This window comes from Haloarcula vallismortis ATCC 29715 (genome assembly GCF_000337775.1).
Taxonomy (GTDB): domain Archaea; phylum Halobacteriota; class Halobacteria; order Halobacteriales; family Haloarculaceae; genus Haloarcula; species Haloarcula vallismortis.
This window is the reverse complement of record NZ_AOLQ01000069.1, coordinates 454,783-475,012: the sequence shown is the minus strand read 5'-3', so window position 1 is coordinate 475,012 and position 20,230 is coordinate 454,783. Positions and strand designations below refer to the sequence as shown.

25 protein-coding genes and 1 tRNA gene are annotated in these 20,230 nt (G+C 61.8%); 22 read left to right on the top strand and 4 right to left on the bottom strand.

What is annotated here, in order from left to right; all coding sequences use genetic code 11:
• The first annotated feature begins 147 nt into the window (after positions 1–147).
• From C437_RS19435 to C437_RS19360, 16 genes are all read left to right on the top strand, one after another.
• Positions 148–1,188, top strand: a complete 1,041-nt coding sequence (locus C437_RS19435) for a monovalent cation/H+ antiporter subunit E (protein ID WP_004518725.1) — start codon at positions 148–150, stop codon at positions 1,186–1,188.
• The gene (locus C437_RS19430; RefSeq protein ID WP_004518724.1) at positions 1,181–1,456 is read left to right on the top strand and encodes a cation:proton antiporter; all 276 of its coding nucleotides are present in this window, start codon (positions 1,181–1,183) and stop codon (positions 1,454–1,456) included. The genes C437_RS19435 and C437_RS19430 overlap by 8 nt, the downstream gene beginning before the upstream one ends.
• Entirely contained in the window at positions 1,453–1,773 is a 321-nt protein-coding gene (gene mnhG / locus C437_RS19425; RefSeq protein WP_004518723.1) for a monovalent cation/H(+) antiporter subunit G, read from the top strand. Before C437_RS19430 ends, mnhG begins: the two co-directional genes overlap by 4 nt.
• Positions 1,770–2,315, top strand: a complete 546-nt coding sequence (locus C437_RS19420; RefSeq protein WP_004518722.1) for a DUF4040 domain-containing protein — start codon at positions 1,770–1,772, stop codon at positions 2,313–2,315. The genes mnhG and C437_RS19420 overlap by 4 nt, the downstream gene beginning before the upstream one ends.
• Positions 2,312–2,785, top strand: coding sequence for a Na(+)/H(+) antiporter subunit B (locus tag C437_RS19415; protein ID WP_004518721.1), 474 nt, complete (start codon positions 2,312–2,314; stop codon positions 2,783–2,785). The genes C437_RS19420 and C437_RS19415 overlap by 4 nt, the downstream gene beginning before the upstream one ends.
• Complete coding sequence (locus C437_RS19410) at positions 2,785–3,141, top strand: cation:proton antiporter subunit C (protein ID WP_004518720.1); 357 nt, start codon at positions 2,785–2,787, stop codon at positions 3,139–3,141. The genes C437_RS19415 and C437_RS19410 overlap by 1 nt, the downstream gene beginning before the upstream one ends.
• Positions 3,134–4,636: a monovalent cation/H+ antiporter subunit D family protein gene (locus C437_RS19405; RefSeq protein WP_004518719.1), complete on the top strand. Its 1,503-nt coding sequence runs from the start codon at positions 3,134–3,136 to the stop codon at positions 4,634–4,636. The genes C437_RS19410 and C437_RS19405 overlap by 8 nt, the downstream gene beginning before the upstream one ends.
• Complete coding sequence (locus C437_RS19400) at positions 4,633–6,315, top strand: proton-conducting transporter transmembrane domain-containing protein (protein WP_004518718.1); 1,683 nt, start codon at positions 4,633–4,635, stop codon at positions 6,313–6,315. The genes C437_RS19405 and C437_RS19400 overlap by 4 nt, the downstream gene beginning before the upstream one ends.
• Positions 6,315–8,096, top strand: a complete 1,782-nt coding sequence (locus C437_RS19395) for a Na(+)/H(+) antiporter subunit D (protein WP_004518717.1) — start codon at positions 6,315–6,317, stop codon at positions 8,094–8,096. The genes C437_RS19400 and C437_RS19395 overlap by 1 nt, the downstream gene beginning before the upstream one ends.
• Before the next feature lie 194 nt (positions 8,097–8,290).
• The gene (locus C437_RS19390) at positions 8,291–8,761 is read left to right on the top strand and encodes a type IV pilin (protein ID WP_004518716.1); all 471 of its coding nucleotides are present in this window, start codon (positions 8,291–8,293) and stop codon (positions 8,759–8,761) included.
• Between the two features lie 112 nt (positions 8,762–8,873).
• Positions 8,874–9,455 carry a DUF7344 domain-containing protein gene (locus C437_RS19385; RefSeq protein WP_049919897.1) on the top strand — a complete coding sequence of 194 codons (582 nt, stop codon included), beginning with the start codon at positions 8,874–8,876 and terminating at the stop codon, positions 9,453–9,455.
• A 263-nt stretch (positions 9,456–9,718) separates the two neighbouring features.
• Positions 9,719–10,180: a type IV pilin gene (locus tag C437_RS19380; RefSeq protein ID WP_004518714.1), complete on the top strand. Its 462-nt coding sequence runs from the start codon at positions 9,719–9,721 to the stop codon at positions 10,178–10,180.
• A gap of 88 nt (positions 10,181–10,268) precedes the next feature.
• A complete protein-coding gene (locus C437_RS19375; protein WP_004518713.1) occupies positions 10,269–10,757 on the top strand; it encodes a hypothetical protein in 489 nt (162 codons plus the stop codon).
• Entirely contained in the window at positions 10,754–12,649 is a 1,896-nt protein-coding gene (locus tag C437_RS19370) for a hypothetical protein (RefSeq protein WP_004518712.1), read from the top strand. The genes C437_RS19375 and C437_RS19370 overlap by 4 nt, the downstream gene beginning before the upstream one ends.
• 44 nt (positions 12,650–12,693) lie before the next feature.
• Positions 12,694–13,263 carry a hypoxanthine/guanine phosphoribosyltransferase gene (gene hpt, locus C437_RS19365; protein ID WP_004518711.1) on the top strand — a complete coding sequence of 190 codons (570 nt, stop codon included), beginning with the start codon at positions 12,694–12,696 and terminating at the stop codon, positions 13,261–13,263.
• 153 nt (positions 13,264–13,416) lie between these two features.
• Positions 13,417–13,821 (top strand): hypothetical protein, encoded by a 405-nt coding sequence (locus tag C437_RS19360; protein WP_170832121.1) that lies wholly within the window; start codon positions 13,417–13,419, stop codon positions 13,819–13,821.
• Between the two features lie 187 nt (positions 13,822–14,008).
• Here the strand turns inward: C437_RS19360 and C437_RS19355 are convergent.
• From C437_RS19355 to C437_RS19345, 3 genes are all read right to left on the bottom strand, one after another.
• Positions 14,009–14,083, bottom strand: a tRNA-Met gene (locus C437_RS19355).
• A 74-nt stretch (positions 14,084–14,157) separates the two neighbouring features.
• Positions 14,158–14,643, bottom strand: coding sequence for a GtrA family protein (locus C437_RS19350; protein ID WP_004518709.1), 486 nt, complete (start codon positions 14,641–14,643; stop codon positions 14,158–14,160).
• Entirely contained in the window at positions 14,640–15,407 is a 768-nt protein-coding gene (locus C437_RS19345; protein ID WP_004518708.1) for a glycosyltransferase, read from the bottom strand. The genes C437_RS19350 and C437_RS19345 overlap by 4 nt, the downstream gene beginning before the upstream one ends.
• Positions 15,408–15,524: 117 nt before the next feature.
• On the opposite strand from C437_RS19345, the gene C437_RS19340 reads away from it, so the two are divergent.
• Positions 15,525–17,843 (top strand): DUF2298 domain-containing protein, encoded by a 2,319-nt coding sequence (locus C437_RS19340; RefSeq protein WP_004518707.1) that lies wholly within the window; start codon positions 15,525–15,527, stop codon positions 17,841–17,843.
• A gap of 54 nt (positions 17,844–17,897) precedes the next feature.
• Here the strand turns inward: C437_RS19340 and C437_RS19335 are convergent, their stop codons facing one another.
• On the bottom strand, positions 17,898–18,170 hold the full coding sequence (locus C437_RS19335) for an HAH_0734 family protein (protein WP_004593652.1): 273 nt from the start codon (positions 18,168–18,170) through the stop codon (positions 17,898–17,900).
• Between the two features lie 185 nt (positions 18,171–18,355).
• Here C437_RS19335 and C437_RS19330 point away from each other — a divergent pair, with 185 nt between their 5' ends.
• From C437_RS19330 to C437_RS19310, 5 genes are all read left to right on the top strand, one after another.
• A complete protein-coding gene (locus tag C437_RS19330) occupies positions 18,356–18,622 on the top strand; it encodes a hypothetical protein (protein WP_004518705.1) in 267 nt (88 codons plus the stop codon).
• Between the two features lie 136 nt (positions 18,623–18,758).
• A complete protein-coding gene (locus tag C437_RS19325; RefSeq protein ID WP_004518704.1) occupies positions 18,759–19,037 on the top strand; it encodes a 50S ribosomal protein L44e in 279 nt (92 codons plus the stop codon).
• A gap of 2 nt (positions 19,038–19,039) precedes the next feature.
• The gene (locus C437_RS19320; RefSeq protein WP_004518703.1) at positions 19,040–19,213 is read left to right on the top strand and encodes a 30S ribosomal protein S27e; all 174 of its coding nucleotides are present in this window, start codon (positions 19,040–19,042) and stop codon (positions 19,211–19,213) included.
• Between the two features lies 1 nt (position 19,214).
• Positions 19,215–20,015 carry a translation initiation factor IF-2 subunit alpha gene (locus tag C437_RS19315; protein ID WP_004518702.1) on the top strand — a complete coding sequence of 267 codons (801 nt, stop codon included), beginning with the start codon at positions 19,215–19,217 and terminating at the stop codon, positions 20,013–20,015.
• Between the two features lie 30 nt (positions 20,016–20,045).
• Positions 20,046–20,228 (top strand): RNA-protein complex protein Nop10, encoded by a 183-nt coding sequence (locus tag C437_RS19310; protein WP_004518701.1) that lies wholly within the window; start codon positions 20,046–20,048, stop codon positions 20,226–20,228.
• Positions 20,229–20,230 lie beyond the last annotated feature (2 nt).

Here is a 20,230-nt window from a genome sequence, read left to right as displayed (position 1 = left end):
TAACCGATTACGAAATAGTTTTGCGTGTTCCGTTGCTCCGGTCCGATAACGACAGTACTGCCCGACGAACCGCCTATTCGGAGTTTCTAAACAGAGACTGTGACTGTACCACCACCCCGTCGCCTGCTCGTGCCAGTAGCCGATTCGGTGACGGTCCGTAACACCGTTGCCTACGCCGTTGAACAGGCCGAATCGGCGGCCAGAGAAGGACAGCAGCCGGTGTCGCTGCATCTCGTCGCCGTCGCAAGTACGCGCGCCGTCGACCCCGACGCGCAGACAGAACTCGGCCAGGCCAAGGACCTGCTCGACCGAATCGAGGTCTGGCTCGACGAAGATCTGGGGACTGCCCCGCCGTCGAATCTCGACGTTAAGCTGGGCGTCATCGGTTCTGATCGCTACCTGTTCAGCCCCGGTGATTACGCCGACGCAATTCTGGCCTACGCCGACGAGCACAGCATCGAACGGGTCGTCCTCGATCCGGAGTTCAACCCCGGCGGGACGACGCCGATGCTCCGGCCGCTCGAAGTCGAACTCGTTCGGGGCGACATCGAGGTCGAGACCGCGCCCGTCGAGCGACCAGCGCGGTCGACCGCGCTGGCCCGCGCCGCGACGCTCCCGAAGTATCTCACCATCTTCGGAGCATCGTATCTGTTTTATATGCTGTTGAGTTCGTACAAGCCGCTGGATTTCCTCACGGGCGCGATCACGGCGACTATCGTCACCGCACTGCTCGCGCCGATCGCGTTCAGTCGCCAGCCGTCGCTGACCCGGATTCCGAGACAGCTCGCACGGCTGGCGATTTACGTCCCGTACCTGCTCAAAGAGATCGCCATCGCCAACCTCGAAATAGCCTACGTCGTCTTGCACCCGTCACTGCCTATCGACCCGGAGATGGTTGAGCTGGAAGCCGCCATCTGGGGTGACGGACCGGTGACGACGCTTGCAAACAGCATCACGCTGACGCCCGGGACGCTCACCGTCAGCGTCTCCGAGCAGGCGTTCGATATCCATTCGCTCACCGGGAGTGCGCGCGAGGACCTGTTCGACGGGGGCCTCGAACGAGCCGTCCGGTTCGTTTTCTACGGCCGGGAGGCAGCAGCGATTCCCTCTCCACGAGAACGAGGACAGGGGGGCGACGGCACGGTCGAGAGCGATATCGGCGACCCGGAGGTGGCCGACGATGATTGAGTTCGAAGCGGCACTGCTGGCTATCGCCGGCGCATTCGTCCTGTTCGCTATCGTAGCGCTGTACCGTGTATTCGCGGGGCCAACAGACCACGACAGAGTCATCGCGGTCAACGTGATGGGGACGAACACCGTCATCGCGATTGCGCTCGTCTCTGGTGCGCTCGATAAGCCGTTGTTCCTCGATATCGCGCTCGTGTACGCTCTGCTGAACTTCCTGCTCTCGATAGCGTTCTCGAAGTTCAACGTCGAGCACGGAGGTGTGCTATGACGCCGACTGAGTGGGCGATTGTCGCGCTCGCGCTGGTCGGGGCGTTCTTCGGCGGCGTCGCCTCAATCGGTATCGTTCGACTGCCTGACGTGTACACGCGCGCTCACGCGGCCTCGAAAAGTGACACGCTGGGGGCCGTCCTCAGTATCGCCGCTGCCGCGTTCGCGATTCAGACCGACCTCGCGACTATCAAGGCCGTCTTCCTGCTTGTGTTTATGTTCCTGACGAACCCGACCGCCGCCCACGCCATCGCCCGGGCGGCACAGGACCAGGGTATCGAGCCGTGGACTGTCGGCGACGAGGAGGGCGAGTCATGAGCCTGTCGCTCATTGAGGCGGTGTTGCTGGTGTTCGTGCTGGGCTGTGCTATCGGCGCGGCGGTGCTCCGTGATGTGCTGGCGTCGCTGATGGCGTTTGCCGCCTACAGCCTCGGCGTCTCGATCATCTGGGTGATGCTCGAAGCGCCCGATGTCGGGCTAACCGAAGCGGCTGTCGGGGCCGGCATCATGACGATCCTGTTCATTCTGGCGCTAGCAAACACCGTTCGGCCACAGGCGAACGGCCTGTTCGAGTCGATCAGCGTCCGGACCGTCGTGCTGGTCGGCGCGTTCGTCGTCGTCATGATTGCGACCGTTCCATCACTGCCCGCTGTCGGTGCAGATGGCGCAGCGAATCCCGTCGTCAGCGGTGAGGTAACGCAGTACTACCTGGAAAACGCCTACGCGGACACGGAAGTGAAAAACGGTGTGACGGCGGTGCTCGCGGCCTACCGTGGCTTCGACACGCTGGGTGAAGCAGTTGTGGTCTTCTCCGCCGGCGTCGCGGCGCTGACCGTCCTCAGGCAGGAGGTCTTCGCATGAGCAGTGACGAGCGAACCGGGCTGTACGTCGAGAGCACGATTATCATGACGACGGTCCGGCTCGTCGCGCCGTTCGTCCTCACCTTCGCCCTGTTCGTGATGTTCCACGGGGCGAACTCCCCCGGCGGCGGATTCCAGGGCGGAGTCATCGCCGGGTCAGTCGTGATGATGCTCGCCTTCGCCTACGGTATTGACGCGGCCCGAGAGTGGCTGGACGTTCGTGTCGTTGCCGCGCTCGCGTCCGGCGGCGTGCTCACGTTCGCAGCAATCGGGCTCGGAACGATAGTGCTGGGCGGGAACTTCCTCGAGTATCATCTGTACGAGCAGTTCATCTCGCATGTGGTCGCCTACGCCATCGAGCTCGTCGAACTGGCCATCGGTGGTATCGTCGCCAGCGTTGCCATCGGCCTCTTTTTCCTGCTCGCGGCCGGGTTCGGCCACGCCGTCGACTCTCCGGAGGGTGAAAGCTAATGCTGGAACTGCTGAACTCACATTACAATTACTTCGCAGTAATGGTCCTGCTGGGTATCGGCCTCTATATGCTCATCGAGTCCCGGAACCTCGTGAAGAAAGTCATCGGGATGAACATCTTCCAGACTGGTATTTTCCTGTTTTTCATCACGCTCGCGTTCCGGGCCGGCGGGAACCCGCCGATAATCAAGGAGGGTGGTGGTCCCTACGTCAGCCCGCTGCCACATGTCCTCATCCTGACCGCTATCGTCGTCGGGGTGAGCCTGACCGCCGTAGCGCTTGCGCTCATCATCCGCATCTACACGGAGTACGGGACACTGGACGAAGACAAACTCAAACAGCTCTACTATGATTGAACAGATCCCTGTGTTGCTGGTGGTCCTGCCGATTGTCGGCGGCGCGGTGCCGCTGGTCGCCAGCCTCGTCAGCGACCGGGCCGGATGGCCAGTCGCGACGCTGACGCTCATCGGCCAAGTCGGCCTGGCTGGACTGCTCGCGTGGAGCGTCAGCACGAGCGGCACGGTTTCCTACGCGGTCGGCGGTTTCGCCGCCCCGTACGGCATCGAACTCGTCGTCGACGGCCTCTCCGGGGCCGTCGCATTGCTTGTGGCCGTCGTGTCACTGGGTGTGCTCGCGTATGCTCGACAGGCTGGCCCGCACTCGGGCCCTTTCTACGGTCTGTACCTGCTTCTGGTCGCCGGCCTGACGGGCATGACGGTCACCGGCGATGTGTTCAATCTCTACGTGTTCCTCGAAATTACGGGGCTTGCGGCGTACGGTCTCGTGGCGAGTGGCCGGGACGCCAGTGCCGCCGTCGCGGCGCTGAAGTACCTCATCATCGGAACCGTCGGGGCCTCGCTGTACCTGCTCGGCATCGGCTATCTGCTCGCGGCGACGGGGACGCTCAACATGGCCGATCTGGCCACTAAAATCGGCGAGATGGCAGCGTACGACTCGACGCTTGTCCTGACCGCGTTCGGGCTGATGATTGGCGGGCTGACGGTGAAAGTCGCCCTGTTCCCCCTGCACACCTGGCAGCCCGACGCCTACGCGAACGCCCCAGATACGGTGAGTGCGTTCATTTCCGCGCTCGTCTCGACAGTCTCGGCGTACGCACTCGCTCGCCTGCTGTTTTCCGTGTTCACCGTGGAGTTCCTGTCGGCCGTGCCAGTTGCTCGCTGGGCGCTGGTCGGCCTGGCCTGCGTGAGTATCATCGCGGGGAGCGCACTTGCCGTCTCACAGGACAGTGTCCAGCGGATGCTCGCGTACTCCTCGGTGTCACAGTTCGGCCTCGTCGTCGCCGGGTTTGCCATCGCGACCCCGCTGGCCGTCGTCGGCGCGACAGTCCACCTGCTCGGCCACGCAGTGATGAAAGGCGGGCTGTTCGCCGCGACAGGAATTATCGAGCGCAAGACGGGCGCGACGACAGTGAACGGCTACGCCGGGATGGGAAGTCGCGTCCCGCTGTCGGCGTTTTCCTTTGCCGTGCTCTCGCTGGCGATGGTCGGCGTTCCGCCGGCGGTCGGCTTCGTCGGCAAGTGGTACATCGTTCTCGGCGCGGTCAACGCCGAGAACTGGGCCGTCGTGGCCGTATTGCTTGCGAGTACGCTGCTAACGCTTGCGTACTTCGCTCGCCTCGTCGAGCGGCTCTACTTCGCCGAGGCAACCATCCACGCAGAGGAGCCCGTGCCTGAGGACGCGCCCGTCACAGACGGAAGCGGGCAGGCGGTCTCGTTCGGGATGATCGCCGTCGTCGTCCTCGCGGCCGTTCTCGCGGTCGCGCTGACCGCAGCCGTACCGGAGTTACAAGCAATGCTTGAGGACACGCTTCCACCCCTTCTAAACCAATGACTGAGTCGCTACGCCCAATCCTGGCAATCCTTGTCTCGGCGGTGGCCATCCCCGTGATTCTCTCGCTCAAGGGCCGACCGAACGTGCGGGAAGGAGTGACCCTCTTCGTCGCGTTCGCGAAGTTCGCGATCATTGCGAGCATGGTCCCCGGCGTTCTGAACGGGACAGAGTACGAGTTCGTCATCGGACAGTTCGCCACCGGTATCGAACTGGCGTTCAACGTCGACCCGCTCGGGCTCTTGTTTGGCTTGCTCGCGAGCCTACTGTGGATCGTCACGAGCTTCTACAGCATCGGCTATATGCGCGGACTGGACGAGCACGCACAGACGCGCTATTTCGCCTCTTTCGCCGCCAGCCTCGCGTCGGCCATCGGCGTCGCATTCGCGTCGAACCTGCTGACGCTGTTCGTCTGCTACGAACTGCTGACCGTCTCGACGTACCCGCTGGTCACCCACGACGAGACCGACGAGGCCCGCGCCGCCGGCCGGAAGTACCTTGCGTACACCTTCGGCGGCGGCGTCGCCGTGCTAGGTGGAACTGTACTCGTGTTCGTCCTCGCTGGGACGACTGCGTTCACGCCCGGCGGCCTCGAAGGCCTCGCGACGGCAGACCCGACGCTCGCGCGGGCAGCCTTCGCCCTGCTTGCAGCCGGCTTCGGCGTCAAGGCGGCGCTGATGCCGGTGCACTCCTGGCTGCCGGACGCGATGGTCGCGCCGACACCAGTCTCGGGCCTGCTCCACGCCGTCGCCGTCGTCAAGAGCGGCGTTTTCGGCATCGCACGCGTCGTGCTAGACGTGTACGGGACCGGGACGATGGAACAGCTCGGTGTCGGCCTGCCGCTCGCTGCGATTGCGGCCTTCACGCTCCTGACAGCGAGTATCATCGCGCTCAGACAGGACAACCTCAAGCGACGGCTGGCGTACTCGACAATCAGCCAGCTCTCGTATATCGTGCTCGGGCTGGGACTGCTCCACGGGCAGGCGCTGACCGGGGGCTTGCTCCACATCCCCGCGCATGCGTTCATGAAGCTCACGCTGTTCTTCTGTGCCGGCGCGATTCACGTCGAAACGCATACTGACGACATCAGCGACATGGCCGGTATCGGGAGACGGATGCCGCTGACGATGGCCGCCTTCGCTGTCGCCGCGGCCGGGATGGCCGGGATTCCGCTGGTCGCTGGCTTCGTCAGCAAGTGGTATCTCGTCATCGGCGCGCTGAGTCTCGACGGGGGCCTCGTCTTCGCCGCTGCGTTGCTGGTCTCCGGTGTCCTCAACATCGCGTACTTCTGGCCCATCGTCTACCAGGCGTACTTCGAGTCGCCGGAGAGCCACGACGAGAAACCCCTGCTCGAAGGCCCGTTCGGCGGTCGGAGCGACCTGCGAGCCGACGGCGGGGACACGCATGATGCTGACAGCCACGCCGATGGAGACGACACGCCAAAGCCCGAACACGTCGACCACCTCGGCAAACACCACGAGGACCACGAACACCACGGCGGCCCGCCTGAAGGCGGCTGGGACGACCGCGGCTGGCGTGGCGGCGAGAGTACGTGGTTCATGCTCGGGCCGATACTGACTGCGGCTACGCTATCACTCCTGCTTGGGACGGTGCCGTACACGGCCGTGTTCCTGCGAATTGTCGACACAATCGTCGGGAACCTGCCGGGGGTGGTCGCCTGATGTCGACGCTGACGATGGTCCCGCCGGTCGTCGTGCTACTCGCGCTGGCAATCGTTGTGTCTCGCCTCCCGCGGCGTGTCGGACACGCGGTTGGCGCGCTCGTGCCCGCGCTAGCGGTGCCGTGGGCCGTCATGGTGCCCGAGGGCGCACACCTCCAGACCCAGTTCCTCGGCTTCGACGCCGTGCTACTGAACGTCGACCCGTTCTCGCGGCTGATGGGCATCATCTTCGGACTCATCGCCGCGGTGGCCGTTCTCTACTCCTACGCCAGCGAGGCCGACACCACACAGACCGGCTTTGCCCTCTCGTACGTCGCGACCAGCTTCGGGGCCGTCTTCGCCGGTGACTGGCTGACGCTCATCTTCTTCTGGGAGCTGATGGCCGTCACCAGCACGCTACTGGTGTGGCACTACGGCGGCAAAGCCGTCCGGGCTGGCTTCCGGTACGCCCTGCTGCATGGGCTGGGTGGGACACTGTTGATGGCCGCCATCCTCCGGCACTACGTCGAGGTGGAGACGTTCCTGTTCGCGTCGGTGCCAGGCGGGCCGGAAACGGCTGGCATCACGTCCGGGCTGGCCGCTGCCCTGGCCGCTATCGGTATCGGCGTCAACGTCGGTTTCATCGGCCTGCACGCGTGGCTGCCCGACACCTATCCGCGCCCACACATCGCCGCCAGCGTCTTCCTCTGTGTGTTCACGACAAAGACCGGTGTCTACGGGATGTACCGCGCGTTCCCCAATGGCCACGAGGCTATCGCGTACATGGGCGGCGGAATGGCTATCTTCGGCGCGCTGTTCGCGCTGTTCCAGAACGATATGCGGCGGCTCCTCTCCTATCACATCCAGTCACAGGTCGGATATATGGTCGCCGGCGTCGGTATCGGGTCTTCACTCGCCCAGGCCGGCGCGTTCGCCCACGTGTTCAACCATATCCTCTACAAGGGCCTGCTGTTCATGACCGCCGGTGTCGTCATCTACCGGACCGGCACAGAGAGCCTGAAGAAACTCGGCGGTCTCTGGCGAGAAATGCCGATCACCGCGGGCGCGTTCTCGGTCGCCGCACTGTCTATCGCCGGCTTCCCCGGGTTCAATGGGTTCGTTAGCAAGGGCATTATTATCTCAGGGAGCCACTACACCTTCAGCAAGGGACCGCTCCCGCTCGGTGAGTTCTACACGCTTGAGTGGATGCTGTTGCTGGGCGGCGTCGGCACGTTCATGTCGTTCATCAAGTTCGGCTACTACGCGTTCTTCCATGGCGAATACGGCAGCAGTGTCCCGGATGCGAACCGTCTACAGAGCGTGGCAATGGTGTCCGTCGCCGCGCTCTGTGTCATCTACGGTGTGTACGACGCGGCGCTGTTCACTATCCTTCCGTTCGACGTGACGAGCGGCGCTGTTGTCGACCACGTCTACGAGACGTACACCATCCCGCATCTCATCGAAGGGGTTGTGTTGGCTGCCCTTGGACTGATCGGCTTCGCGGTGACGAAAAAGCCCCTCTCGAAGCTCGGCCGGGTCCCGGATGTCGATAGACTGTACAACCCGGCTGTCTTCTACGGCTCCCGCAGCCTCGTCGTCGGCGTGACCGAACTGTACGCCGCCGTGGACCGCGCAGTGGTGCAGGCCACCAGTGTCGTCACGCGGACGGTGACAGCACCGAATGACGTGCTTGCGCGACTCCGCAACGACGACAGTCTCGTGCATCCGATGCGGGCCGGCATCGGGCTCAGCATCCTCATTCTTGCAGTGTTCGTTACAGTAGCGCTGCTGGCCCTTTCGTGACGCGCGAAAAACATATTCTGTGATAATTGCGCCCCAGATTGGCCATATCTGGTTTCAGACACCTCAGAATAGCTGTTAACAGACAGGGTGATTACAGGTTCTGATAATACAGGTGCAGACTTATATATCTCCATAGCCACGATTCGATAAGCACGGCATAACAGGGAAACCTGTTGATGCGTGCGGACACAACAATGGAACTCAAACGATTCTTCAACGACGACGATGCTGTGTCGCCGGTCATCGGGGTCATCCTGATGGTCGCAATCACGGTCATCCTCGCGGCCGTTATCGCAACATTCGTCCTCGGACTGGGCGACCAAGTCAGCAACACGGCTCCGCAGGCTAGCTTTAGTACGGATTACGACAGTGGAAATGACTGGGTCGAGTTTACCCACGATGGTGGTGACTCGATAAAAGCGAGCAATCTGTATTTCAGAGGAGATATCGATAACAGCGCTGCCAGCGGTGACGATGCTGACGTGAAATCGAATAATAAGAACTGGGCAGGGGATGTAAGCGGAGACAGTAGCAAGGTTGTTGCGGGTGACAGGGTAACGGTGTCAACCGATGGAACCGATGGCTTCACAATTAACCTAGTCTACCAGTCAGCTACCGGCGATAACTCCGCGACGCTCGCCACTGCGACTGGTCCGAGCGCATAACCTCTCGGTATCTCGTTTTTTCCAGCATCGAAACCCGTGAGTTTATAACTGATGGACACCCTGATGTTCGCTGTATTCCCTGTGATGGGTGGGGGAAATTGGAGAGCATGATATGAGCAAGCAGGTAGAACGGTCGGACTCCACAGAGATGGATGCTGACCTTTCAAAAGGCGAAATATTCGACGTACTGCAGAATGAGCGGCGTCGGTACACGCTCCAGTATCTACGGGAACACGACGGACCGGTACAGCTCGGTGACCTCGCGTCACACGTCGCGGCACAGGAGTACGACTGCCCGAACACCGATGTCACGAGCGCGCAGCGAAAGCGCGTCTACACCACGTTACAGCAGTCCCATCTCCCACGGATGCATGAGACGGGTATTATCGACTACGACGACAAAAACGGAACAATCTCCAAGACCGCACACACGGAAGAACTCACCGTCTATCTCGAAATCGTGCCCGGGAGCGAGTTCCCGTGGCGCGAGTACTACCTCTCGCTCGGCGCGGTCAGCCTATCCATTGTAACGATTCTCTGGGTCGGCGTCTATCCGTTCACGGTGATTCCGCCGCTGGTCTGGACCACGCTGATCGCGGTCGTGCTCAGCGTCTCCGCGGGCTATCACACCTACGCCGGTCGTGAGATGACACTGACCGAGTACGTGGCACAGGAAGCCGAGTCCGAGGACTGAATCACGAAGTTTGTTTCACAGCTTGTCCGCTTTCGTTTGTCTCGTTTACTACTGAACTATTGAAACGGGGCTATGTCAATTTCGGCAGTACAGCCAGCCTTGAAGGGTTTCAAGACAACGTTGAACGACTAAAACGTGCTGTGTGTATAAGTGGGTACCTCTCATGTGGTTGAAGCAGCACACCCCGCGAGCCGGTAAGAATACCCTTCGGCGTATAGGGTGAAACTACTCGGGTCACGCTCGCGGTGTGCGCCGAACAAACCATGGATATCAAACAACTCATCCACGACGACGACGCAGTGTCGCCGGTCATCGGGGTCATCCTGATGGTCGCAATTACGGTCATTCTGGCCGCAGTAATCGCCTCCTTCGTGCTTGGTCTCGGTGACCAGGCACAGCAGGCCACGCCGCAGGCTAGTTTCTCATGGGATTATGATGGTAGTAGCTCCCCGGGAGAATTAACTATAACGCATGACGGCGGGGATCCTATTGAAGCACAGGAGCTCTTTGTACGTGGTGACTTTGGGAGTGGCTCTGTGAGCAGTTCCGGTAGTTGGGATTCAGTCGATACAACCTCACCATCACCAGGTACAACGTCCGAGATTTCTGCAGGCCAGTCCATTACTGTTGATGCAGGTTCAGGGTATGATCTCCGTGTCGTCTACGAGCCGATTGAGGGCGATACCTCTGCAACGCTCGCACAAGACACCGGTCCAGACGCGTAATCAAATCTTACTTTTCGATTTTTCAGCACCTGAGCGACAGCAGTCCAGCATGATGTTTTTATTTCTAGGTATCCAGACACCAGTATTGATGGAGAGAACGCGAAGTGTTGTTGTCGCTGTGTCTACCCTCATTGTTGGCGTCACACTCCTTTCCGGCCCGCTCGCCCCCGGGGTCACGCTAGCAACGGAACCAGAACCAGTAGCGCTCGAATCGGGCAACGTCACGGTTTCGGAGGTCGAAATGCCCGAGAAGGTAACGCTTGAGAAGGGGTCCTACGGCGCGGCAAGCTACTATCTCGACGCGCCGCCGGCCCACGTCCACTTCTCGAATCTGACCGGACGGCCGACACTCGTCTACGAACTCACAATCGACGAACTCGGTTACTCACGGACGACGAACCATTTTCTGGACGACTCGACCTGTGACGCCTACGAACTAACGCTGGCGTCGGACACGTTCACCGACGGAGAGATCGAACGCGAGCAGTACAACGGCACGGTGACGGTGAGCAAGCGCGACGGGTCAGGCCACGGCGTGGTGGCGACGCGCAACGTCACGATATCGGTGGTCGAATGACGGCGACGGAGTTCGTCGGACGTCTCCGACAACGGACGCCCGCACTCGCAAACACCCGCGAGACGGCGTACGCTGTGCTGTTTGGCGACCGGCTTGGGCTGACTGTGTTTCTCGCGACGGTCGTACTGTTCGGGCTGGTGTGGCGGACAGCGTTCCTGATAAACGATTCCTACACGCTGGCGAATGGGCTGTACAGCCTTTCGAACGGACAGCTAGCGATGACTGAAGCTGCCTACGGCCCCGGACTAGAGACGCCGGGGGCGAACAGGTATGGCGGCCAGTGGTACGCGCGAAACTACGGCGTCATCGTGCTCTCGCTGCCGCTCGTGTTTGCGCTCGATCTGCTCAGTGCCGTCGTCGAGCTCCGCATTGCGCTGGTCGCACTCTGGTCGCTCGCGCTATTGGCGCTGGTAGTCCAGTGCAGTTACTACACCGATGGTGACTGGATTCTCTACAGCGGCACCGTCGCCGTTCTTGGACTGTTCGGGCTGAATGTCGCGCTGGCACAGCCACTCGACGCCGGTCGAACGCATCTGTACGCGCTGCAGTTGACGCATCTCCTCATTGCAGCGTTCACGCCGGTGGTTCTCTACCGGCTCCTCAGCCGGATACAAACACGTCGGGTAGGGATCCTGAGTACCGTCGTGCTCACAGCCGGGACACCGCTGGCCTTCTGGGCAGCCGTACCGAAGCGCCACGCCGTCACCGGGACTGTGGTCGTCTGCATCGCGTACTGCCTCTATCGGAGCCGCAAGCCAGCAGACGGGGCAGTTATCGCACAGCGACAGACCTTCCGTGCGCTATCATACGCGCTGGTGGGATTGTACGCGTGGGTACACGCTCCAGAAGCGCTCCTGCTCTGTGTCTCCCTGGCGCTGGTCGATATCCCGACGGCACCGGACAACAGTCCACGGACGCTCGTTCGTATCGGCGTCGTCTTCGGCCTCTCCCTGCTGCCGTTCATTATCACAAATATCGCTATTTCAGGGTCTCCGGTCAAGCCCCCGAGATTGCTCTCTGGAGGTGGTTCCCTCGGCGGCAACACTGCGAGCGGTGGCGGCAGTAACGGCGGTGGCGGTGGGTCCGGCGGACTCCGCACGCCGCTGGCACCTCTGCTCGGGGTCATCGAGAGCGGAATGCGTCCACTGCTGTTACTGGGTAGTGAACTCGTTTCAGGATTCAAAGCGCTCCAACAGCAACCAGATGACGTGTATCACGCCTTCATGCGGTCAGGAAGCGCAAGCGGTGCGCTCGACATCGGCGGCGAGGAGTCCGTCAATCTCTCGCTGCTCGAATCCGCCCCAGTGCTCGTTGCGATGCTCGGCGCACTCCCAGTCGTCGGACGATTGCGTTTGCCATCGTCGATGGCTGACCGGACACTCAGTGCCGACCGTGTCGTGGACGCGTTTACCATAACGGCGTTTGCCGGCGTCGTCCTGCTGTACGCCAGCCGCTTGCCACTGCACGCACAGGTGACTGCCCGGTATCTGTTCCCGCTCTATCCACTCGGCGTGTATCTGCTTGTACGGCTTCCAGCGGTACGCCAGACCCTCGCGGATCACTGGCATATGTTCCTCTGGACGGTCGCGGGGACAGTGTTGATCGGCGGGCAGGTGACCGTAGTGTTTGTCGCGCTGACGGTGAACGGCATCGGCGAAGCGTTCCAACTGCACGCGCTGCTCGCGCTTGGAGCCGCTGTCCCACTCGGTATCTGGGCGCTGAGTGGGCGCTCTAGAGGGCGATTCGGGCAGGTCGGTGCAGTACTTCTCAGTGCTACAACGGGCGTAGCGGCTGTGTTTCTCCTCCTAACTACCGTCGAGTACTACGCACTGGGTGATGCACACCTCCTGCCGATGGTTCGAGCACTCGGTGAGTTGCTGACACTTTACTGAGTCGGTGACGGAGAATTTTAGTACGGGCTTGTAGTACCGACGGCATGGACCGACTCAAGAAGTCCCTACTCGAAGCGCCAATTATCGAGAAGGAAGGCTATCACTACTTCGTCCACCCCATCAGCGACGGGGTCCCGATGCTTCGACCGGAACTTCTGCGCGAAATCGTCATCAAGATCATCCGGAAGGCAGAACTCGACGACGTCGACAAGATCGTCACACCAGCGGCGATGGGTATCCATATTTCGACAGCTGTCTCGCTGATGACCGATATCCCGCTCGTCGTCGTCCGTAAGCGCCAGTACGGGCTTGACGGGGAGGTGTCACTGTCTCAGGTGACCGGCTACTCCGAGAGCGAGATGTACGTCAACGACGTGTACGAGGGCGACCAAGTGCTCGTCCTCGACGACGTGCTCTCGACCGGCGGGACGCTGGCCGGGCTCACGGGCGCGCTCGAAGACATCGGTGCGGACATCCGCGACATCGTCTGTGTCATCAAGAAAGCCGACGGGACGAACAAGCTCGACGAAGCGGGATACGACGCCAAGACGCTGATCAACGTTCAGGTCATCGACGGCGAAGTCACTATCGTCGACGAGCACGGCGACGACTAGAGCAGCTGTTGATACGGTTTCTGTAGCGAGTCGCAGGCGAGCAGCCAATAGTCACCAGTAGGCTTACAAAAAACTGAGCTGATACTGACTGTTGTGTCCTCCTCTATTCGGTCCCTCACAAAGGATTTCGCCGCACTGTTTAGTTCACTCGTCTTGCTTGGGCCACTGACACTCGGGCTACTCGTCCTCGCAGGCAGAATTGTCGCTGATCCAATAGGAATTGCGATTCCGGACGCACTTGGAACCATCGGCTTCAGCGTGGCCGCACTGCTGGCACTCTGGCTGGCGCTGGAGGGGGCGATGGTACAGCGACACGGGCTCGAAGCGATGGATCGCGGCGGCTCATTTCAGCGTGCTGCCCGGTATCTGTTGGTCACCGTCACGACACTCGCCGGAGTTATCGTCTCTGTCCGGTTTCTTGCGCTGTCGCTCCCGTGGGCATTCGAGACACAGAACACGCCGGCACAGATCCTTGGCGTGCTGCTGGTCGCGGCGGTGGTCGCCGCGCTGTATCGAACACTCACAGCGGCCAGAGACGGGTACAATAGTGAGCACTAGCAGTGAACAGGCTCAAGCAGTCTGTAGCGCGAGAGAACACAGCGAGAGGTAGATTTGAACTACGTCAAGACGTGCTCGCTTCGCTGCGCGCGACTTGTCTCGTTCAAATCTACTGGACTATGATTGCCGACCTCAGCATCGCTCGGCGATAAAACGCCTCACTGGAGGAGTGAGTTCAGCAAAATGATAGCGGGAGGTAGATTTGAACTACCGATCTGCGGGTTATGAGCCCGCCGGAATCTCCTGGCTATCCCATCCCGCTACTATCTCGTAGTCCGGTCCCCTCATTAAGGGTTGTGATTCGAGTGCCGTCCGTGAGTTAGTAACGCGCTACGTTCACCCGTCCGCGTGGACCTGCCACGTGAAGATGCTCTCGGCGACGTAGTTGACCAGCATCGCGACTCCAATGGCGAGCGGGCTCGCGGCGATGAACCACAGATCCGTCCCGGCGACGAGAAGTTCAACCGTCAGCCACTGCGTGAGTAGCCAGTAGACGGCGAGCTGTACCGTGACGCCGCCGGACCGGACCAGATGTGATTTTCCGAGTCGCATGGCAAACGAACGGCGGCCGGTGTCACCCTGGCCGGCGAACGTCCAGTGTTCGTTGACCAGAAACATCACGAGAATCGCCGTCTCAACGCCGACAGCTTTAGCCCACATGTCGCTGACACCGAAGGCCAGGCCAAGCACGGCGAGGACCGTATTGTCGCTGATCGCGCCGACGACGCCGACGGAGACGAACTGACCGAACCGGACGCCCGACACGAGCGACTCGAACCGGTCGGGAACGATGCGTCGAACCTGCTGTTCGATATCTATCATCGCTCTTTCTCGATAAGTGCAGTTGGGTCGTCGAGATGCTCCGCCAGAGCTGTATGGAAGCGATCATCGCGCAGTTGCTTCGACCGGTGGCGAGCCGTCAGCACTGCCTCAAGCAGGTCTATCGACGTTCGTATCGGTGACACCGTCGAGCCGGGCTTGTCTTCCCACTCGATGGGGACCTCCTCGATACACAGGTCCAGTGCCGCGGTGATAGCTATCAGTTCGACGTCCCACGCGAAGCCGGGTTCGTACAGATGGTCGCGGACGCGCTCCCAGGCGGCCGCGTCGATTGCTTTTGCACCGCACTGGTAGTCATACAGCCGCGTATCGAGCAACTGGCCGGCGAGCCACGCAAAGCCGTCGCCGAGGAACCGCCGGGCGAACGTCTGGTGGGTGGCGACCGTGGCGTCCGGATGGCGGCGGGAGCCCACAGCGAGGTCCGTTCGGCTGTCGGTAACCGGGTCCAGTATCCGTTCGAGCGAGCGGACCGGTGTCGATCCATCGGCGTCAACAAAGGCCAGCACGTCGGTCTCCATCCGCTCGAACCCGGAAGTGATGGCTGCACCCTTACCGCGGCGATAGGGCACGGTGTGGACTTCGACTGGGAGCGAGCGGAGCTGTGCGGGAACGCCGTCCCGGGGTGCATCGAGTTCAACGACTATCGTCTGCGGTTCGAGGGTATCGTCGATAGCGGCGATATAGGTCCCGAGCTGCTCTGTGTCGGGACGGTAGGCGGGGAGAACTACCCCGACGGAACGCGACATTGCCGAATAGTGGGACAGGCGGAACTAAAAACAGTTCGAAGCTACCGGTCTCTAGTTGGGCGATAAATTCGAGAGCAACGAAAAAACGTATAGGCCAGCGAAGCGGTCCCACTACTGATGGAATACGGGCTCCTTGCCACTTGGCTCGCCCTCTACTTGCTGTTGCTATATGCTGGTGGGACCGTCGCGGGGCTGCTGTTCCCCCGCTTTGCCGACCGCGGGCTCGCCTTCGGCGTCCCGGTGGCCGTCTCGGTACTGTGGTTGGTCACCTACTTCGTCGGTCGCCTTTCGCTGACGCTTGGCATCTGGCTTGGCATCGCTGTTCTCGCAACGAGTACAGTAGCTGTCTGGCGGGTCGACAGCGCACCCGACCCGCGAGTGTATGCCGAAACAGCCGGCGTGTTCACGGTCGCGTTTCTGTTTGTCGTCGGCATCCGAGCGCTCGACCCGGCAATCGTTCCCATCGGCGGCGAGAAGTTCCTCGATTTCGGGCTGTTGCAGTCACTCGTGCGGGCCGACAGCCTCCCGCTAGAGGACATGTGGTTCGCCGGCGAACCGGTCGCGTACTACTACGGCGGGCATCTCATTGCGGCAATTCTCACCAGAATAACGGGGACAGCAGGCCAGTTCGCGTACAATCTCGCGCTGGCAGGCTTTTATGCCACGCTGGTCACGGCAGCATACGGACTGGCGGGCGCTGTCGCGAGCGAACGCGGCCTCCCGCGACGACTGGCCGCCGGTCTCACAGCGTTCTGTATCGGCTTTGCCAGTAACCTATCGACGCCAGCCAAGTTCGTCGTCTGGCTCCTGCCCGGCGGGCTGAGCCAGACAGTTGCTGAGCGGGCCGGCTACGAATTGAAAGGGCTCGCAGCGGGGCCAGACTCGTTCAGCTACTGGGACGCGAGCCGCGTCATCGAAGACACGGCGTCTGATTTCGGCACATACGAACCCGGTGCCGCGCTGGTCATCGACGAGTTTCCGCTGTTCGCCTGGCTCAACGGGGATATGCACGCTCACATGATGAGTACGGGCTTCCTGTTGCTGGCCGCCGCGCTCTGTTTCAGCTACTACCAGACGCCGGCCGCCGAACGCCGACGACGACTCGCGCTGCTGTTCGGTGCGTTACCAGCCGTCGCCGGCATCATGGCCGTGACGAACACGTGGTCGTTCCCGTCGATGGGCGGGCTGGCCCTGCTGACGGTCACTGTCGCGCCGGCTGACCCGACGACGCTCCTGCCGAGGAACGCCGGGCAGCGACTCCGACTGAACGGACCGGGGCAGGAAGGTGTCAGGGTCGGAATGGGGTTGGTCGTTGCTGCTGTCGTTCTGGTGCTTGGATTGCTCTGGTCGCTCCCGTTCTGGCTCGGCCCGGCGAGCGGACGGGAGATAGCGATGTTACCCGACCGGACCTCGCTGTTGGAGTTGCTGGCCGTCCACGGCCTGTTCGTCGCTCCGTTCTGGCTGTATCTGTACGCACAGGCCGGGCGTGCCGTCGAGCAGCGGACGGCCCGCATCGTCGGCCTCGTTGCCGTCGGGACGGCAGCGCTCGCGGCCACAGTTGATATCGCGGCGGTCGGCCTGCTCGGGCCCCTGCTGGTCGGCGCGTGGTTGTTCGCTCGCTCGCCGACGATAGACCGCACCGTCGACGCGGTCCCGGCGCTCGCTGACGGCGGCGACCGGCCCGTCGGCTTCGAGGCGGTGCTGATACTCGCCGGGACGGGCTTGGTCCTGCTAGTCGAGTTCGTCTTCGTCAGGGAGAACATCGGCCGGATGAACACGGTCTTCAAGACGTACATGCAGGTGTGGGTACTCTGGGGAGTCGCTGCCGGCCCCGTGCTGGCGTGGCTGCTCACCCGCTGGCGGCCGGCCGACGAACGGGCGCGAGCGTGGACCAACATCGCTGTCCGGGCGTTCGTCGCTCTGCTGGTCTGTTCGGCGTCGCTGTACGGCGTGTTCGCACTCTCGAACCACGTCGAGTACGCCGGCGACCCGACGCTGGATGGGCTGTCGTACCTCGACGACAACCATCCCGAGGAGGCCGAGGCGATCCGGTGGCTCAACGACAACACTGAGGGTCGGCCGACCGTCGTCACGGCCGCCCCGGCGGACTACGAGTGGGACGCCAGCGAGGGCAAGGGCGCAAGCGCGCCATCGAGCCTGACCGGGCTGCCGACCGTTGCAGGGTGGACTCACGAGGCACAGTACCGCAACGACACCGTGTACGACCGCCGCGTGGATGACGTGGAGACGATCTACACCGGAGATACCACCGAACAGCGCCAGCTCCTCGAAGCGTACGACGTGCGCTACATCTACGTCGGTCCCGCCGAGCGGGCCCGTTACGGTGACGTGACTGTCGACCAGCTACAGGGCGTGACCGTGGCAAAGCAGACCGACGGCGTTACCATCTATCGAGTGCGGCCAGCGCAGTTCTGAAAAGAAGCGGATTCGTGCGTCCGAACGAGGCCTTTCAACAGCGGTGCAGACCGATCAGGACTCGGCGTTCGGCGGCGCGCGCTCGCGGAGGACGGTGACGGCCTCGGCCTCGATGTCATCCGTGTCCAGATGCATCGGGATGTACTCCTGCCGTTTGAACGTCTCTTCCTCGTCTTCCGAGCCGATGGTACACCACAGTTGTGGCCGGTCCGGCCCGTGCCAGTCGCCCTGCCGCGAGACCGAGAACACCTCGTACTCCTCGTCCTCGTACTCGATGCGGCCGCCCTTTCGGAGCCCCGGGTCGCCGTGGATAATGAGCTTCTTCATGCCCGTTCCTTTGCCAACTGCGTACTTAGTGACTTCGAAGGCGACTGCGACGCCGGCCACCGGCTGACGGGGACACTGAAACGGGAATGTGTAGCTAGAATGTCCTTATATTCTTACCGGTAGTGATTAGATGCTTAACAGCCTGATAGCCGAGATTTATATATCCGGAATTGCGACAGTCTTGTATGTTGAAACAACAGCAGCGGTCGTGCGAGCGGGCTTCGGTCGTGGTCAGCCCAATGGGCGATGACGGGCGAATGGAGCTCCGGGACGTTGAAACCGACGAAATCTACGAAGTCGTGGACTACATCGACGACAAGCTGGCGGCGAAACTGGAATCACTCTCCGCTGGCGAAGCGGTGAATCTCGAACTGATTGCCGGGGCAGACACGTCGGACGTGTACGGCGCGGTCCGGATCGAGTCCAGCGGACCGTCCGCTCGGTTTCAGTAGTTGGGTTTGCAGCAGGTTGGGGACGAACAGAGGTGGGGCGGTCACTCGATATGCACGTGATTCGGCGGCACACGGTAGGTTCGAACCAAACGGGTTTTAAGCGGGCACGTCAAATCGCTCGGTAAGGCTGATATCTATGGAGATGCCACGACGCTTCAATACGTACTGTCCGCACTGCAACGAGCACCAGGAACATGAGGTCGAGAAAGTCCGCAGCGGTCGCCAGACCGGAATGAAGTGGATCGACCGCCAGCGCGAGCGCAACTCCGGTATCGGGAACGACGGGAAGTTCTCGAAGGTCCCGGGTGGCGATAAGCCCACCAAGAAGACGGACCTCAAGTACCGCTGTGGCGAGTGTGGGAAGGCCCACCTCCGCGAAGGATGGCGCGCCGGCCGACTGGAGTTCCAGGAGTAACGATGGCAGGAAGCTTCATCACCGTCGAATGTCCCGACTGCGAGAACGAACAGACCCTCTTCGAGAAGGCCGCGAGCGAGGTCTCGTGTGCCGTCTGTGGCCACACCATCGCCCGCCCGACGGGCGGCAAGGCCGACATCGAAGGCGAAGTGACCGCCGTCGTCGAGGCCCGATAGGATGAAATACAGCGGCTGGCCCGAACCGGGCGAACTCGTCGTCGGCAAGATCGACGAGATCGAGGACTTCGGCGTGTTCGTCGACCTCGACGAGTACGAGGGCAAGCGCGGCCTCTGTCACATCTCCGAGGTCGCCAGCGGATGGATCAAGAACGTCCGCGACCACGTCAACGAGGGGCAGACAGTCGTTGCCAAGGTGCTCGACGTCGACGAGAGCGCACAGCAGATCGACCTCTCGATCAAGGACGTCAACGACCACCAGCGAAAGGAGAAAATCCAGGAGTGGAAAAACGAGCAGAAGGCCGACAACTGGATGGAACTGGCCTTCGGCGAGGACCTGGACGACGAGAGCTACGCCGCCATCGCCAACGAGTTGCTGGCGGAGTTCGGCTCGATGTACGACGGGTTCGAGTCGGCAGCGATCCACGGCATGGACGCGCTGGAAGATGTCGACCTCTCCGACGAGGAGATCGAGGCCATCGTCCAGACGGCCCGGAACAACGTGTCCGTGCCGTACGTGCAGGTCACCGGCTACGTCGACCTGTCCTGTCCCGAAAGCGACGGCGTCGACATCATCAAGGAGGCGCTGCAGGCCGCCGAGGGCAACGGCGAGGTCCCCAAAGAGATCGAACTGGAAGTGACCTACGTCGGCTCGCCGGAGTACCGCATTCAGGTGCAAGCGCCCGACTACAAGACCGCCGAGGACGCGCTCGAAGAGAGTGCGGACCGCGCCGCGGCAGTCGTCGAGCAACACGGTGGCTCGGGGCAGTTCCACCGTGAACGCAGCGAAGACGACGAGTAAGTCGGTTGTTGCGCCAGTGATTCACCACCGATGAAATCGGATATCCGCGTCTGTGCCGTCTGGGAGTCCGAGCACGACCGACCGGAGTACACACTGGGCGACACCTGTCCGGAGTGCGGGTCCGACGCAATCAACAGCGCACCCGCGCCGTTCTCCCCTGAAGACAACTACGGCGAGTATCGACGTTCTCTTAAGCGCCGCAGCCGCGAATAAGC

Bases quoted from the DNA above. Each gene is read 5' to 3' on its own strand.
- C437_RS19415 (WP_004518721.1), top strand. From the start codon at position 2,312: ATGAGCAGTGACGAGCGAACCGGGCTGTACGTCGAGAGCACGATTATC.
- C437_RS19330 (WP_004518705.1), top strand. From the start codon at position 18,356: ATGTTGAAACAACAGCAGCGGTCGTGCGAGCGGGCTTCGGTCGTGGTC.
- C437_RS19385 (WP_049919897.1), top strand. From the start codon at position 8,874: ATGAGCAAGCAGGTAGAACGGTCGGACTCCACAGAGATGGATGCTGAC.
- C437_RS19405 (WP_004518719.1), top strand. From the start codon at position 3,134: ATGATTGAACAGATCCCTGTGTTGCTGGTGGTCCTGCCGATTGTCGGC.
- C437_RS19325 (WP_004518704.1), top strand. From the start codon at position 18,759: ATGGAGATGCCACGACGCTTCAATACGTACTGTCCGCACTGCAACGAG.
- C437_RS19350 (WP_004518709.1), bottom strand. From the start codon at position 14,643: ATGATAGATATCGAACAGCAGGTTCGACGCATCGTTCCCGACCGGTTC.
- C437_RS19315 (WP_004518702.1), top strand. From the start codon at position 19,215: ATGAAATACAGCGGCTGGCCCGAACCGGGCGAACTCGTCGTCGGCAAG.
- mnhG (WP_004518723.1), top strand. From the start codon at position 1,453: ATGACGCCGACTGAGTGGGCGATTGTCGCGCTCGCGCTGGTCGGGGCG.
- C437_RS19395 (WP_004518717.1), top strand. From the start codon at position 6,315: ATGTCGACGCTGACGATGGTCCCGCCGGTCGTCGTGCTACTCGCGCTG.
- C437_RS19310 (WP_004518701.1), top strand. From the start codon at position 20,046: ATGAAATCGGATATCCGCGTCTGTGCCGTCTGGGAGTCCGAGCACGAC.
- C437_RS19370 (WP_004518712.1), top strand. From the start codon at position 10,754: ATGACGGCGACGGAGTTCGTCGGACGTCTCCGACAACGGACGCCCGCA.
- hpt (WP_004518711.1), top strand. From the start codon at position 12,694: ATGGACCGACTCAAGAAGTCCCTACTCGAAGCGCCAATTATCGAGAAG.
- C437_RS19430 (WP_004518724.1), top strand. From the start codon at position 1,181: ATGATTGAGTTCGAAGCGGCACTGCTGGCTATCGCCGGCGCATTCGTC.
- C437_RS19420 (WP_004518722.1), top strand. From the start codon at position 1,770: ATGAGCCTGTCGCTCATTGAGGCGGTGTTGCTGGTGTTCGTGCTGGGC.
- C437_RS19410 (WP_004518720.1), top strand. From the start codon at position 2,785: ATGCTGGAACTGCTGAACTCACATTACAATTACTTCGCAGTAATGGTC.
- C437_RS19390 (WP_004518716.1), top strand. From the start codon at position 8,291: ATGGAACTCAAACGATTCTTCAACGACGACGATGCTGTGTCGCCGGTC.
- C437_RS19320 (WP_004518703.1), top strand. From the start codon at position 19,040: ATGGCAGGAAGCTTCATCACCGTCGAATGTCCCGACTGCGAGAACGAA.
- C437_RS19335 (WP_004593652.1), bottom strand. From the start codon at position 18,170: ATGAAGAAGCTCATTATCCACGGCGACCCGGGGCTCCGAAAGGGCGGC.
- C437_RS19375 (WP_004518713.1), top strand. From the start codon at position 10,269: ATGGAGAGAACGCGAAGTGTTGTTGTCGCTGTGTCTACCCTCATTGTT.
- C437_RS19345 (WP_004518708.1), bottom strand. From the start codon at position 15,407: ATGTCGCGTTCCGTCGGGGTAGTTCTCCCCGCCTACCGTCCCGACACA.
- C437_RS19380 (WP_004518714.1), top strand. From the start codon at position 9,719: ATGGATATCAAACAACTCATCCACGACGACGACGCAGTGTCGCCGGTC.
- C437_RS19340 (WP_004518707.1), top strand. From the start codon at position 15,525: ATGGAATACGGGCTCCTTGCCACTTGGCTCGCCCTCTACTTGCTGTTG.
- C437_RS19400 (WP_004518718.1), top strand. From the start codon at position 4,633: ATGACTGAGTCGCTACGCCCAATCCTGGCAATCCTTGTCTCGGCGGTG.